This window comes from Streptomyces sp. SudanB52_2052 (assembly GCF_964272415.1).
In the GTDB taxonomy this organism is placed as follows: Bacteria; Actinomycetota; Actinomycetes; order Streptomycetales; family Streptomycetaceae; genus Streptomyces; species Streptomyces olindensis.
This window is the reverse complement of record NZ_OZ186796.1, coordinates 3,098,599-3,112,367: the sequence shown is the minus strand read 5'-3', so window position 1 is coordinate 3,112,367 and position 13,769 is coordinate 3,098,599. Positions and strand designations below refer to the sequence as shown.

Below are 13,769 nucleotides of genomic sequence, written 5' to 3'. Positions count from 1 at the left end.
CGGGTAAGCGATTTGCATCCGTCCTCTGCGTTGACGTAACGTTGCATTCACCGACGCGGGGTGGAGCAGCTCGGTAGCTCGCTGGGCTCATAACCCAGAGGTCGCAGGTTCAAATCCTGTCCCCGCTACTGAAGGCCGAGGGCCGGAATCCGAAAGGGTTCCGGCCCTCGGTGTTTGCCTGGGTCGTCGCGGCCCGCGTGAGCAACGAGAAGCCCCGGCACCGAGAGTGCCGGGGCTTTCACGTGCGTAGGGCTAGGCGGCCGCGCAGTTCGGGCAGACGCCGCGGTACGTCACCTCGACGTCGGAGACCGTGAAGCCGAAGCGCTCCGAGTCGGGGAGGTCCGCCAGGGGGTTGCCGACCGGATGCACGTCCCGGATCGCGCCGCACTGGGCGCAGACCAGGTGGTGGTGCGGCCGGTGGGCGTTCGGGTCGTACCGCTTGGCGCGCTGGTCGGTGGAGACCTCCAGCACCTCGCCGAGGGAGACGAGCTCGCCGAGCGTGTTGTAGACGGTCGCCCGGGAGATCTCGGGCAGCTTGGCGACGGCCCGGGCGTGGACCTCGTCGGCCGTCAGGTGGACGTGTTCGCCGTCGAGGACCTCGGCCACGACGCGCCGCTGCGCGGTCATACGCCATCCGCGTCCGCGCAGGCGTTCCAGAAGGTCACTCATGGCCACCAGCCTAACAGCTAAGTGGACCAGGTCCCGAACAGGTGTGAGTTTAGAGTCCCACTTGCTTTAGACAATGTCTATTGTAGGATCGAGAATGGCTTTGGCCAAGGGACAGGTTTGGCCAGGATTGGTGCAGGAGGCGCACGTGACGCAGGGACCGCTTACGACGGAGGCCGGGGCTCCGGTCGCCGACAACCAGAACAGCGAGACCGCGGGCGTCGGCGGCCCCGTGCTCGTCCAGGACCAGCTGCTGCTGGAGAAGCTGGCCCACTTCAACCGCGAGCGCATCCCGGAGCGCGTGGTGCACGCGCGCGGTGCGGGCGCCTACGGGACCTTCACGGTCACCGCCGATGTCACCCCGTACACGCGCGCCGCGTTCCTCTCCGGGATCGGCAAGCAGACCGAGGTCTTCCTGCGCTTCTCGACGGTCGCCGGCAACCTCGGCGCGGCCGACGCCGTCCGCGACCCGCGTGGTTTCGCGCTGAAGTTCTACACCGAGGAGGGCAACTACGACCTCGTCGGCAACAACACCCCGGTGTTCTTCATCAAGGACGCCATCAAGTTCCCCGACTTCATCCACACCCAGAAGCGCGACCCGTACACCGGCTCGACGGAGGCGGACAACGTCTGGGACTTCTGGAGCCTGTCGCCCGAGTCCACGCACCAGGTGACCTGGCTGTTCGGCGACCGGGGCATCCCGGCCTCCTACCGTCACATGGACGGTTTCGGCTCGCACACCTTCCAGTGGAGCAACGCGGCCGGCGAGGCCTTCTGGGTGAAGTACCACTTCAAGACGGACCAGGGCATCAAGAACCTCACCAGCGCGGAGGCGGCCCGGCTCGCCGGTGAGGACCCCGACTCCCACCAGCGCGACCTGCGTGAGGCCATCGAGCGCGGCGAGTACCCGACCTGGACCGTCGGCGTGCAGATCATGCCGGTGGCCGAGGCGGCGACATACCGCTTCAACCCGTTCGACCTGACCAAGGTGTGGCCGCACGCGGACTACCCGGTCGTCGAGATCGGCAAGCTGGAGCTCAACCGCAACCCGGAGAACATCTTCGCCGAGGTCGAGCAGTCGATCTTCAGCCCCGCCCACTTCGTGCCGGGCATCGGTCCGTCCCCGGACAAGATGCTCCAGGGCCGCCTCTTCGCGTACGGCGACGCCCACCGCTACCGCGTCGGCATCAACGCCGACCACCTGCCGGTGAACCGCCCGCACGCCACCGTGGCGCGCACGAACTCGCGTGACGGGTACCTGTACGACGGCCGCCACGGGGGCGGGAAGAACTACGAGCCGAACAGCTTCGGCGGCCCGTTCCAGACGGATCGTCCGCTGTGGTCCGCCACGGCCGTGAGCGGCACCACGGGCAACCACCCGGCTCCGGTGCACGCCGAGGACGACGACTTCGTCCAGGCGGGCAACCTCTACCGGCTGATGTCGGAGGACGAGAAGGAGCGCCTGATCGCGAACCTGGCGGGCTTCATCGCCAAGGTCTCGCGCGACGACATCGTCGAGCGGGCGATCGACAACTTCCGTCGGGCCGACGGAGACTACGGCAAGCGGCTGGAGGCCGCGGTCCAGGCCCTGCGCGGCTGAACTCCAGCACTGGACCGCTTGCGGTAGTGGACGGGCCGGGTTGCCCACGGGGTGCCCGGCCCGTCCGTGCGTCCGGTGCCGTCAGGCGGGAACCTGCTGACGTGCCGGTGCCCAGCAGCGGATGATGTCGCGGACCGAGACGATGCCGGCGGGTTCGCCGCCGTCCAGCACGATGAGGTGCCGGAAACCGCCGTGTGCCATGGCGCCGGCCGCCTCCTCCAGGGTCCAGGCCGGAGCGGCGAACACGACGTCGGTGGTGGTGTGGGCGTGGGCGCGTTCGGTGTCCGGGTCCTGGCCGAGGCCCACGGAGTTGAGGATGTCGCGTTCGGTGAGGATGCCGATGCCGCCGGCGTCCGGGTCGTGGACCACGGCCGCGCCGACCCGGCGGGCGGACATCAGCGCGGCGGCCTGGCGGAGCGTGTGGGTCGGGCCGATGGTGAGGACGACGGTGCTCATGGCGTCACGGACGAGCATGGATGGAGCCACCTCCTGGGAGTGTCCCCGCCTTTGTTCAGGATTTCACAAGTTCACAAGTGGGGGGACTCTCAGAGTGGCAGGCAAAGGGAGGGTCAACAAGGGGGCGTTCAGTAGCGCTGGTTGAGGTACCCGAGCAACTCGTCGTGCAGCAGGCCGTTCGACGCGGCCGCGTTGCCGCTGTGCGGACCCGGGCGGCCGTCGAGTCCGGTGAAGCTGCCGCCGGCCTCCGTGACGATGATCGCGTTGGCGGCCATGTCCCACAGGGACAGTTCCGGCTCGGCGCACATGTCGACGGAGCCCTCCGCGACCATCATGTACGGCCAGAAGTCGCCGTACGCGCGCGTGCGCCACACCTCGCGGGTCAGGTCCAGGAAGCCGTCCAGCCGGCCCTGCTCCTCCCAGCCGCTGAGCGAGGAGTACGCGAAGGAGGCGTCGGAGAGCTTGGAGACGCGGGAGACGTGCAGCTTGGAGGCCTTGGTGAGGCTGCGGCCGGAGAACGCGCCGTGGCCCTTGGCGGCCCACCAGCGGCGCCCCAGGGCCGGGGCGGAGACGACGCCGACGACCGGCTGGAAGCCGCCCTCACCGGCCTCCATGAGCGAGATGAGGGTGGCCCAGACGGGGACGCCGCGGACGTAGTTCTTGGTGCCGTCGATCGGGTCGATCACCCAGCGGCGGGGGCCGGTGCCCTCGACGCCGTACTCCTCGCCGAGGATCGCGTCCCGGGGGCGGGCGCGCTGGAGTTGGCCGCGGATGAGTTCCTCCGCGGCCTTGTCCGCTTCGCTCACCGGGGTCATGTCCGGTTTCGTCTCGACCTTGAGGTCGAGGGCCTTGAACCGGTCCGTCGTCGCGGCGTCCGCGGCGTCGGCGAGGACGTGGGCGAGGCGCAGGTCGTCGAGATAGTCGGGCATGTGACGAACCTATCTGCCGAGGTGGGGGTGGGGCTACAGGGGGTTTGTGTGGGTGGGGAAGCGGTGGGGTGACCCGCTTGAGGGGCGCGCGGTGTGCGGGACGGGGGTGCACCCGGTGTGCGGGCCGGGGGCGGATGGGCGTGCAGCTGAGCGGACGCACCCCGGCGGCCGGGCGAATGCCCCGCGCGACACGGCCGAAACGCGCCCCCGCGCGCGTTCGAGAACCCTTGACAGTGCTTTCACGCGCGTCAAATCTGGGCGCAGAGCCGCTCGCCCCAAGGGGAGGCGATGATGCCTGCAGCGCGGGAATCTCTACTGGACGCCGCTTTCGCGGCGCTGGCGCGTCGGCCGTGGTCCGCTGTGCGCATGGTGGACGTGGCCGCGGCGGCCGGAGTGTCCCGGCAGACGCTGTACAACGAGTTCGGCAGCAAGGACGGCCTCGCCCGGGCGCTGGTGAGGAGGGAAGCCGACGGATATCTCGCCGGGATCGACCGCGCCCTCGCCGGGCACAGCGACCCGCGCGACCGGCTCACCGCCACCGCCGAGTGGACGACGTCGGCGGCCCGTGACAACGCCCTCGTCCGCGCCATGCTCACCGGCTGCTGGAGCGAACGGCTGCCGTCCCCGGCCCTGTCGGCGGTCTCCTCCACCTCCGCCGTGCCGGCCCAGCGCCGCGCCGACGGCCCGCTGCCCTCGCCCGGCGACTTCGTGGCCCTCGTCCGCGACCGGGCCGTCTCGGTCCTGGCCGGGCCGGGCACACCCAAGTCCGACACCGCCGACCTGGCCCGCTCCTGTGAACTCGCCGTCCGCCTCGCGCTGTCCTGCGTGGCCGCGCCACCCGGCGAGGGCGGCGTCACCGACCTGGTCCGCAGCGCCCTGCACCGGCAAGCCGGTTGACGGCCCGTCAGTGCGCCGAGCCCGACAACTGCAGCCCGATCACGCCGATGATGACGAGGCTGATCGACACGATCTTCAGCGTCGACACCAGGTCACCCAGGAACACCATGCCGTAGATCGCCGTCCCCGCCGCCCCGATGCCGGTCCACACGGCGTAGGCGGGACCGACGTCGAGTCTCTTCAGGGCAAGGGTCAGCAGACCGAAGCTGCCGAGGGCGAAGACGCAGAACGCGACCGTCGGCCAGAGCCGGGTGAAGCCGTGCGACAACTTCAGACAGACGGCGAAGCCGGTCTCGAGCAATCCGGCCACGATGACCAGCAGCCACGCCATGTGTCGTCCTCCCGTAGCCCACGTTCAGTGACCGCTTCGTCGCGTTTTGCTCAGGCTTGCATCCGGCTTGGTGCGATTATGCACTTACCGTCCGCACGTCATCACAAACAACGCGGAGGTCAGTCGCCTTCCTTGCGCTCCCGCGTGGCCAGCAGTCGCCGCAGCGAGTACAGCCGGGCCGGGTCGGCGTGCCCCTCGGTGACCCAGGCGTCCAGGGCGCAGTCCGGCTCGTCGTGACTGCACGCGCGCGGGCAACCCTCGGTGCCCGGCTCCAGGTCGGGGAAGGCGTGGATGACCCGGGACGGATCGACGTGGTTGAGCCCGAAGGACCGCACGCCCGGCGTGTCGATCACCCAGCCGTCGCTGTCGGACAGCGGCAGCGCCAGCGCCGAGGTGGTGGTGTGCCGGCCGCGGCCCGTCACCGCGTTCACATGTCCGGTCGAACGCCGCCGCTCCTGTGGCACCAGCGCGTTGACCAGGGTCGTCTTGCCGACACCGGAGTGCCCGACGAACGCGGTGATCTTGCCGTCGAGCTGCTCGCGGACCCGCTCGACGGCGGCGCCGGACTCCAGTTCCGCGCGGCTGGTGACGACGTAGGGGATGTCGAGGTCGCCGTAGAGCTCCAGCAGCTTCTCGGGCGGGGCGAGGTCCGACTTGGTCAGCACCAGCAGCGGTTCCAGGCCACCGTCGTAGGCGGCGACCAGGCAGCGGTCGATCAGGCGCGGCCGGGGCTCCGGGTCGGCGAGGGCGGTGACGACGGCGAGCTGGTCGGCGTTGGCGACGACCACGCGCTCGTACGGATCGTCGTCGTCCGCCGTGCGGCGCAGCACGGACGTGCGCTCCTCGATGCGCACGATCCTCGCCAGCGTGTCCTTCCTGCCCGACAGGTCGCCCACGAGGGCCACCCGGTCACCGACCACGGCCGCCTTGCGGCCCAGCTCGCGGGCCTTCATCGCCATGACGACCCGGTCCTCGACGAGGCAGGTCAGGCGGCCCCGGTCGACGGTGAGGACGAGGCCCTCGGCGGCGTCCTCGTGCTTGGGCCGGATGTTCGTCCGGGGCCGGGTGTTCCGGCGGCCCGGGCGGGTGCGGATGTCGTCCTCGTCGGTGTGCTTGCCGTAGCGGCGCATGACCTGGTCCCCGCGTCCTACGCCCCGAGCATCCCGGTCCACAGGTCGGGGAAGTCGGGCAGGGTCTTGGCCGTCGTCGCCACGTTCTCGATCTGCACGCCCTCCACCGCGAGGCCGATGATCGCGCCGGCCGTGGCCATGCGGTGGTCGTCGTAGGTGTGGAAGATCCCGCCGTGCAGCCGGCGCGGGCGGATGTGCAGGCCGTCGGCGGTCTCCGTGACGTCACCGCCCAGCTCGTTGATCTCCTTGGTCAGCGCCGCCAGCCGGTCCGTCTCGTGCAGGCGCAGGTGGGCGACGCCGCGCAGGGTCGACGGGGAGTCGGCGAGGGCCGCGACGGCGGCGATGCCCGGCGTCAGCTCGCCGACCTCGCCCAGGTCGACGTCGATGCCGTGGACCGAGCCGGAGCCGCTGAACACCAGCCCGTACTCGGTCAGCTCGCAGGAGCCGCCCATCTCGGTGAAGATCTCGCGCAGCCGGTCACCGGGCTGGGTGGTGCGGGCCGGCCAGTCCGGGATGACGACCTTGCCGCCCGTGACCAGCGCAGCCGCCAGGAACGGCTGGGCGTTCGACAGGTCCGGCTCGATGACCAGGTCCCGGCCGAGCAGGGCGCCCGGCGTGACCCGCCAGACGTTCGGCTCGCCGCCCGACTCGGGCGTGTCCACCTGGGCGCCGACCGCGCGCAGCATGTCCACGGTCATGCGGATGTGCGGCATGGAGGGCAGCGTGGCGCCGGTGTGACGGACCTCGACGCCCTGGTTGAAGCGCGGGCCGGACAGCAGCAGCGCGCTCACGAACTGCGACGAGGAGGACGCGTCGATCGCGACCGGGCCGCCGTCCAGGGCACCGCCGCCGTGCACGGTCAGTGGCAGCGCGCCGCGGCCGTCGTCGTCGATCCGGGCGCCGAGCTGACGCAGCGCGTCGATGACGCCGTTCAGGGGACGCTCGTAGGAGCGGGGGTCGCCGTCGAAGCGGACGGGGCCGTCGGCGAGCGCCGCGACCGGCGGCAGGAACCGCATCACCGTGCCCGCGTTGCCGACGTCGACCGTGGCCGGACCGCGCAGGCCCGTGGGGAGCACCCGCCAGGCCTCGCCCGTGCCGTCGGGGCCCACGCCCTCCTCGATCTCGATGCCCATCGCGCGCAGCGCGCCCGCCATCAGCAGGGTGTCGCGGGAGCGCAGGGGGCGGCGCAGCCAGCCCGGCTCCGAGGCGAGGGAGGCGAGGACCAGGGCGCGGTTGGTGACCGACTTGGACCCGGGCACGTGGACCGTCGCGTCGACGGCTCCGCTCGCGTGCGGGGCGGGCCAGAGGGCGGTGTCTGCGGTGTTCGGGGCCATGCCTTTACTTTATAAGCAGGCCGTCGCCGGAGTGCGGCGCCGCTGGGGCCGGTCGCGCCCACGCGGCACGGCGGTGCCGGCCCCCGGTCACATCTCCAGCAGCCAGCGCCCGCCCCCGATCAGCGAGCACAGCGACACGGCGTGGAACAGGAAGAACCACAACCCCGCCGGTACGTGCGTGAGCCGCGACAACTGGTCCGCGTCCGAGTCGCCCGCCCCGCCCCGCGCCCGCTTCGCCTGGAGTTCGAACGCCGGGCGCACCCCGCCGATCAGCAGGAACCACACCACCGCGTACGCGAACGCCGCCTGCACCTGGGGACCGGCCAGCCAGGACACCAGCACGAACATGCCGCCGGTGACGATCATCGTCAGGGCGCCGTAGGCGTTGCGGATCATCACGAGCATGGCCAGCAGCAGGGCCGTGGCCAGCCACAGCAGCAGCGTGATGCGGCCGGCGCCGAGGAGGGCCGCGCCGCCGAGCCCGAGCAGGGGCGGGGCCGTGTAGCCGGAGGCCGCGGTGAGGATCATGCCGATGCCGTACGGCTTGCCGCGGCTGACGGTCAGGCCGCTGGTGTCCGAGTGCAGCCGTATGCCCGTCAGGGTGCGGCCGCTGAGCAGGGCCACCAGCCCGTGGCCACCCTCGTGGGCGATGGTGATGGCGTTGCGCGAGATGCGCCACAGGCCGTGCGGGACCACCACGGCGAGCGCGGCGACCAGGGTCGCGATCACCACCCACAGGTCGGGGTCGGGCTGGGTGCCGGACACCTCGTCCCAGAGGGAGGCGAGCGAGGCGGTTGCGGTGCTGTCCATGTGGGGCAATGGCTCCCTGTGGTCGGATGGAATCTGGCAGTGTGGCACGTATGTGCGGACGGTATGCGGCGAGTCGTAGGCCAGAGGATCTCGCAGGAATCTTTGAGATCGAGAAGTGGGAGCCCGAGGAGACCCTCGAGCCCGACTACAACGTGGCGCCCACCAAGGAGGTCTACGCCGTCCTGGACCGCCCCCTGAAAGACGCGGACGAGCCGCGGCCGGTTCGGCAGCTGCGCACGCTGAAGTGGGGGCTCGTCCCGTCCTGGTCGAAGACCCCCGAGGGCGGCGCCCGGATGATCAACGCACGCGCGGAGACCGTCCACGAGAAGCCGTCCTACCGCCGCGCCTTCACCTCCCGGCGCTGCATCCTGCCCGCCGACGGCTACTACGAGTGGGTCACCGGCACGCAGGAGCGCGAGCTGGAGGTGGAGGGGAAGAAGAAGCGGCCCCGCAAGCAGCCGTACTTCGTGACCCCCGCGGACGGGTCGGTCTTCGCGATGGCCGGGCTGTACGAGTTCTGGCGGGACCGGACGCTGCCGGACGACCACCCGCAGGCCTGGTGGGTGACGTGCTCCGTCATCACCACCGAGGCCGAGCGGAGCCCGCTCGCCGTCGCCCCGGCCGAGGGGCCGCGGGCGCTGGCCGACATCCACCCCCGGATGCCGCTGATGCTCACGCCCGACCGCTGGGACGCCTGGCTCGACCCCTCCCGCACGGACGTGGACGACCTGCGCGAGCTGCTCGCCCCGCCGCCCGCCGGGCTGATGCGCGCCTACCCCGTCGCCACGGCCGTCAGCAACGTCCGCAACAACGGGCCGGAGCTGCTGAAGGAGCTGGAAGGGCCTGAAGAGGGCACACTCTTCTGACGTGACGAATGTGACGAAGGCGACCCGTGAGACCACGGAGACCGTCGAGACCGAGGCCGGAACCGCCCGCATCACCTGGCATCCGGCCAGGAAGGCCCGGCTGGTCCTCGCCGTCAGCCACGGCGCCGGCGGCGGCATCGAGGCCCGCGACCTGACCGCCCTCGCCGCCGCCCTGCCCGCCCACGGCGTGACCGTTGCCCGCGTGGAGCAGCCGTGGCGCGTGGCCGGGAAGAAGCTCGCACCCGCGCCGAAGACCCTGGACACCGGCTGGCGGGGCATCTGGCCCGCGCTGACCGCGCCCGGACTGCCCGTGGTGTCCGGCGGGCGCAGTGCCGGAGCCCGGGTCGCCTGCCGCACCGCCGGCGAGCTGGGCGCCCACGCCGTGCTCGCGCTCAGCTTCCCGCTCCACCCGCCGGGCAAGCCGGAGAAGTCCCGCGCCGAGGAGCTGCTGGGCGCCGGCGTGCCCACCTTGGTCGTCCAGGGCGGCAACGACCCGTTCGGCAAGCCGGAGGAGTTCCCCGAGGGGCCGTACGAGCTCGTGGAGGTCCCGTACGGCGATCATGGCTTCGCCGTGCCGAAACGTGCGGAGATCTCGCAGGACGAGGCCGTGGCGGTCATCACGGACGCGGTCGTGGAGTGGACCGGGTCACTCGGGTAAAGCTTCGGGAATGCCGGGACGGCGAGCGCTGTTGTGCGGGACGTACGTGCTGGAGACCAGCACCGACGTCGTAGGAGAGGGAGTCCGCCGCATGGGTTCGACCATCTGCCCGACCCGCAGCAGCCGTGCCGACCTGGACTGGACGGTGCTGCACGCGGGCAAGACCGCCTCTATTCGGGCGGCGGGCGGACCGGATCGTCGTCTATCCTCCGATTCGGGTGAGACCGGTCTCGGTCTCACGAGAACACCGGAGGAGGTGGGTCCGGTCACTGGGACCGACGCAGGGACCGAACACGGCCAGGCGGAGCAGCCCGAGGGCCAGGGCGGCACGGGCGCGGAGACGGCCGCGGAGCGCAGCGCGCGCTTCGAGCGGGACGCGCTCGAGTTCCTCGACCAGATGTACTCGGCCGCGCTGCGCATGACGCGCAACCCGGCCGATGCCGAGGACCTGGTGCAGGAGACGTACGCCAAGGCGTACGCGTCCTTCCACCAGTTCCGTGAGGGCACCAACCTCAAGGCGTGGCTGTACCGGATCCTCACCAACACCTTCATCAACTCGTACCGCAAGAAGCAGCGGGAACCGCAGCGCTCGGCGGCCGAGGAGATCGAGGACTGGCAGCTCGCCCGCGCCGAGTCGCACATGTCGACGGGTCTGCGCTCCGCGGAGTCGCAGGCGCTCGACCACCTGCCCGACTCGGACGTGAAGGAAGCGCTCCAGGCGATCCCCGAGGAGTTCCGCATCGCCGTCTATCTGGCGGACGTCGAGGGCTTTGCCTACAAGGAGATCGCCGACATCATGGGGACACCCATCGGTACGGTGATGTCCCGGCTGCACCGGGGTCGCCGTCAGCTGCGCGGCATGCTGGAGGACTACGCCCGCGAGCGGGGGATGGTTCCGGCCGGCGCCGGAGAGTCGAACGAAGCGAAAGGCTCGGGGTCATGAGCTGCGGAGAGCCGCACGAGACGGATTGCAGCGAAATCCTCGATCATCTCTACGAGTTCCTCGACCGTGAGATGCCGGACTCGGACTGCGTGAAGTTCGAGCACCACTTCGAGGAGTGCTCGCCGTGTCTGGAGAAGTACGGCCTGGAGCAGGCCGTGAAGAAGCTCGTCAAGCGCTGCTGCGGGCATGACGACGTGCCGGGCGACCTGCGCGCCAAGGTCATGGGGCGGATCGAGCTGATCCGCTCCGGCCAGGCCGTCCCCGAGCAGGACGTCACGGCCTCGCCCGCCACACCGCAGGAGTCCTGAGACTCCCGCCCCTTTCCGACTACCCCGCCCCCGGGGCGGGCAGTCATCCTCGAACGCGTCACTCGAACGTGCTAACCCGCGGGTCATCCGCCCGCGGAGCCCCCGCCACCGTCCTAGGCTCCGGGCCTGACGGTCATGGCCGGGGAGGGGCTCATGGAAGCGGTACCGGCGCGGGTACGGACGTACGTCGCCTGTGTCGCCGTCGCGGCCCTGCTCTGCCTGCTGCCCCTGCCGGGCATCCGCACGCCCTGGTGGGCGGTGGCACTGCTCGCCGCGCTGTACGCGGGCTGCGAGCGCGTCGCCCGGTCCCGGTTCGTCGGGATCTCCCATCCGGCCGGGACCTTCTACCCCGTGCTGCTCGCCGGTGCCTTCCTGCTGCCCGCGCCCGCCGCCGCCCTGGTGGCGGTACCCGGTGCGCTGCTCTCGCAGGTCGAGCACCGGCCCGTGGCGCTGCGGCGGATCTGGCGGGCCGCCCAGCTCGTCCTCGGGGTGTGGGCCGCGGCCAGGACGCACTGGCTGCTCGGCGGCCGGGACGCGGTCGCCGCCGGCGACGTGCCCTACGCGCTGGGGCCGGCCGGGGCGGCGGTGCTGGTGTTCTGCCTGGTGCTCGCCGTGCTGGACGGCGGGATCCTCGCCGTCGCCGAGCGGGTGCCGGTGCGGCGGGCCTGGCGGGGACTCGTGGCGCGCTCGCTCGCGCCGATCGCCGTGCACGGGCTGGCCGGGCTGATGATGGCCGTGCTGTGGCGCAGCCCCTACGGGCCCGTGGCCGCCCTGCTCGTGCTGCTGCCGATGTGCGTCTCGTGGTGGGCGTTCGCCCAGTACCACCGGGAACGGGCCGCTCACCAGGCGACCATCCGGGCCCTGGTGCAGGCCGTCGACATCAAGGACGGGTACACGCGCGGGCACAGCGAGCGCGTCGGGCAGGCCTCCATGATGATCGCGCGCGAGCTGGGCATGGACGACGAGCGCGTCGAGGTGCTCCGCTTCGCCGGGATCCTGCACGACGTGGGCAAACTCGGCGTGCCCACCCGGCTGCTCCGGAAGAACGGGCCGCTGACGCCCGAGGAGCGGCGGATGATCGAACTGCACCCCGAGTACGGGCACGAGATGGTGCGCGGCATCGGCTTCCTCGGCGAGGCCCGGGCCGCCGTGCTGCACCACCACGAACGGCTGGACGGCAGCGGCTACCCGTACGGCCTGGTGGGTCGTCAGATCCCGGAGTCGGCGCGGGTCGTGGCGGTCGCGGACGCCTTCGACGCCATGACCTCCAACCGCTGCTACAGCAGGGCCCGGCCCGTGCCGGTGGCCCTGGCGGAGCTGGAGCGGTGCGCGGGCAGCCAGTTCGACCCCGTGATGGTCGCCGCTCTCGTCGAGGCCGTGGGGCGGACGGGATGGCGCCCCGCCGTGACCGCCGACGACATCGAGGACACCGAGGGCGCGCAGGACGTCCGCCCGCCCCGTGTGCCCCCGCCCGGCGCTCCCGTCTCCAGCCCGCCCGGAGCACACCGATGAGGCCGCACCGGCAGCCCCCGCTCCTCGCCCTCGTCCACGCCTGTGCCGCCCTGCTCGCCGCCGGATCCCTCGCGGTCACCCTCTACGGCGGACTCGAGGAACGCCGGGTCGCGCTCGCCTTCGGCGTCCTCGTCACCGTCGGGGAACTCGCCCGGCGCAACGACGCGCAGGTCAGGGAGCCCGCGCCGCTCGGCGCCGCCGCGGCCCTGTCGTACGCGCTGCTCGGTGAGGCCGGCGGCCGGGCCACCCACCACGGTCCCGCCCAGGTCGTCGCCGTCGTCCTGGCCGCCTCGCTGCTCGGCAGCGTGCCGCACGTCGCACGCGGCCAGGGGCCCACGCTCGACCACCTGGCGCGCCGCGTCCTCACCGTCGGCTTCGTCGCCGTGTGCTTCCAGCCCCCCTACAACCGCGGCATGTTCGACGACTGGGGCGGCCCCGCCTACGCGCTGCTGCTGCTCGCGCTGCTGTCCCTGACCGCCCTGTGCGACGCCGTGCTCGCCGCCGCACTCGCCCACTCCCGCACCGGCTGGCCCTTCGGGCCGGTGCTGCGGGACGAGCTGCGGGCCCTGTACGGCATCGGGTCCGCCGTCATCGCGACCGGGGCGGTGATGGCGCTGGCGGTCGCCGTCGTGGGGCTGTGGGCGCTGCCCGTCTTCTCCGTGCCGCTGCTGCTCGCCCAGATGTCGTTCCGGCGGTACGCGGCCGTCCGGGCGACCTACCGGCAGACCATCGCCTCCCTCGCCCGGGCCACCGAGGTCGCCGGGTACACCCCCTGCGGGCACGCCCGGCGCGTCGCCGCGCTCAGCCAGGCCGTCGGCCGGGACCTGGGCCTGACCGAGCCCGAGCTGACCGTGCTGGAGTACGCCGCGCTCATGCACGACATCGGCCAGCTCAGCCTCGTCGACCCGGTGCCGGCGGGCGCCACCGCCGGCCTGCCCGCCGCGGAACAGCGGCGGATCGCGCTGCTCGGCGGCGCCGTCGTACGGCAGACGGGCGTCGACGAGGCGGTCGCCGTGGTCGTGGAGCGGCAGGCCGACCCCTACGCGGAGCAGCCGCTCGCCGCGCGCATCGTCCGGGCCGTGAACGCGTACGAGGAGAAGTCCCGGGAAGGCGGGCCCGGCGGGCCGCTGACGGCGCTGGAGGAACTCCGGCTCGCCACCGCCGGGGAGTACGCCCCGGAGGTGGTGGAATCACTGGCCCGGGTACTGGCAAGGAGCAGTCTGACCCTGCCCCTGGCTGGGTAACCCATGGGTAATGAGCGCCCCGGAGGCCGTACGTGGTTGGATGCGAAGGAGAAGGTGTCCGGGGGCTCGAAGCACGGCTACGGCC

The 13,769-nt window shown here is 71.9% G+C and carries 15 protein-coding genes and 1 tRNA gene; 9 read left to right on the top strand and 7 right to left on the bottom strand.

The window, feature by feature from the left end; translation table 11 throughout:
• Positions 1–54 precede the first annotated feature (54 nt).
• Positions 55–128, top strand: a tRNA-Met gene (locus ACSUPV_RS13555).
• A gap of 124 nt (positions 129–252) precedes the next feature.
• Here the strand turns inward: ACSUPV_RS13555 and ACSUPV_RS13550 are convergent.
• The gene (locus ACSUPV_RS13550) at positions 253–669 is read right to left on the bottom strand and encodes a Fur family transcriptional regulator (protein ID WP_031114367.1); all 417 of its coding nucleotides are present in this window, start codon (positions 667–669) and stop codon (positions 253–255) included.
• A 145-nt stretch (positions 670–814) separates the two neighbouring features.
• Between ACSUPV_RS13550 and ACSUPV_RS13545 the strand changes: the two genes are divergently transcribed.
• Positions 815–2,266, top strand: coding sequence for a catalase (locus tag ACSUPV_RS13545; protein ID WP_382614058.1), 1,452 nt, complete (start codon positions 815–817; stop codon positions 2,264–2,266).
• An 81-nt stretch (positions 2,267–2,347) separates the two neighbouring features.
• Here the strand turns inward: ACSUPV_RS13545 and ACSUPV_RS13540 are convergent, their stop codons facing one another.
• Positions 2,348–2,740, bottom strand: a complete 393-nt coding sequence (locus ACSUPV_RS13540; protein ID WP_031114370.1) for a CBS domain-containing protein — start codon at positions 2,738–2,740, stop codon at positions 2,348–2,350.
• A 110-nt stretch (positions 2,741–2,850) separates the two neighbouring features.
• Positions 2,851–3,651 carry a histidinol-phosphatase gene (gene hisN / locus ACSUPV_RS13535; protein WP_031114372.1) on the bottom strand — a complete coding sequence of 267 codons (801 nt, stop codon included), beginning with the start codon at positions 3,649–3,651 and terminating at the stop codon, positions 2,851–2,853.
• A gap of 288 nt (positions 3,652–3,939) precedes the next feature.
• On the opposite strand from hisN, the gene ACSUPV_RS13530 reads away from it, so the two are divergent.
• A complete protein-coding gene (locus ACSUPV_RS13530; protein WP_359786654.1) occupies positions 3,940–4,548 on the top strand; it encodes a TetR/AcrR family transcriptional regulator in 609 nt (202 codons plus the stop codon).
• Between the two features lie 7 nt (positions 4,549–4,555).
• On the opposite strand, the gene ACSUPV_RS13525 is transcribed toward ACSUPV_RS13530, so the two are convergent.
• The 4 genes from ACSUPV_RS13525 to ACSUPV_RS13510 form a co-directional block, all read right to left on the bottom strand.
• Positions 4,556–4,879, bottom strand: a complete 324-nt coding sequence (locus ACSUPV_RS13525; RefSeq protein ID WP_031114375.1) for a DMT family transporter — start codon at positions 4,877–4,879, stop codon at positions 4,556–4,558.
• 119 nt (positions 4,880–4,998) lie between these two features.
• The gene (rsgA, locus tag ACSUPV_RS13520) at positions 4,999–6,009 is read right to left on the bottom strand and encodes a ribosome small subunit-dependent GTPase A (RefSeq protein ID WP_031114376.1); all 1,011 of its coding nucleotides are present in this window, start codon (positions 6,007–6,009) and stop codon (positions 4,999–5,001) included.
• A gap of 17 nt (positions 6,010–6,026) precedes the next feature.
• On the bottom strand, positions 6,027–7,343 hold the full coding sequence (aroA, locus tag ACSUPV_RS13515; RefSeq protein WP_382614061.1) for a 3-phosphoshikimate 1-carboxyvinyltransferase: 1,317 nt from the start codon (positions 7,341–7,343) through the stop codon (positions 6,027–6,029).
• An 87-nt stretch (positions 7,344–7,430) separates the two neighbouring features.
• Entirely contained in the window at positions 7,431–8,153 is a 723-nt protein-coding gene (locus ACSUPV_RS13510; RefSeq protein WP_031114379.1) for a M50 family metallopeptidase, read from the bottom strand.
• A gap of 50 nt (positions 8,154–8,203) precedes the next feature.
• Here ACSUPV_RS13510 and ACSUPV_RS13505 point away from each other — a divergent pair, with 50 nt between their 5' ends.
• The 6 genes from ACSUPV_RS13505 to ACSUPV_RS13480 all read left to right on the top strand — a co-directional run bounded on the left by ACSUPV_RS13505 (position 8,204) and on the right by ACSUPV_RS13480 (position 13,684).
• Entirely contained in the window at positions 8,204–9,019 is an 816-nt protein-coding gene (locus ACSUPV_RS13505) for an SOS response-associated peptidase (RefSeq protein ID WP_031114381.1), read from the top strand.
• Position 9,020: 1 nt separating this feature from the next.
• Positions 9,021–9,677, top strand: coding sequence for an alpha/beta hydrolase family protein (locus tag ACSUPV_RS13500; RefSeq protein WP_435850429.1), 657 nt, complete (start codon positions 9,021–9,023; stop codon positions 9,675–9,677).
• Positions 9,678–9,933: 256 nt separating this feature from the next.
• On the top strand, positions 9,934–10,620 hold the full coding sequence (gene sigR / locus ACSUPV_RS13495) for an RNA polymerase sigma factor SigR (protein ID WP_031114384.1): 687 nt from the start codon (positions 9,934–9,936) through the stop codon (positions 10,618–10,620).
• Entirely contained in the window at positions 10,617–10,928 is a 312-nt protein-coding gene (rsrA, locus tag ACSUPV_RS13490; protein WP_037766109.1) for a mycothiol system anti-sigma-R factor, read from the top strand. The genes sigR and rsrA overlap by 4 nt, the downstream gene beginning before the upstream one ends.
• A gap of 153 nt (positions 10,929–11,081) precedes the next feature.
• On the top strand, positions 11,082–12,440 hold the full coding sequence (locus ACSUPV_RS13485; protein WP_436947553.1) for an HD-GYP domain-containing protein: 1,359 nt from the start codon (positions 11,082–11,084) through the stop codon (positions 12,438–12,440).
• Complete coding sequence (locus ACSUPV_RS13480) at positions 12,437–13,684, top strand: HD-GYP domain-containing protein (protein ID WP_436947552.1); 1,248 nt, start codon at positions 12,437–12,439, stop codon at positions 13,682–13,684. Before ACSUPV_RS13485 ends, ACSUPV_RS13480 begins: the two co-directional genes overlap by 4 nt.
• Positions 13,685–13,769 lie beyond the last annotated feature (85 nt).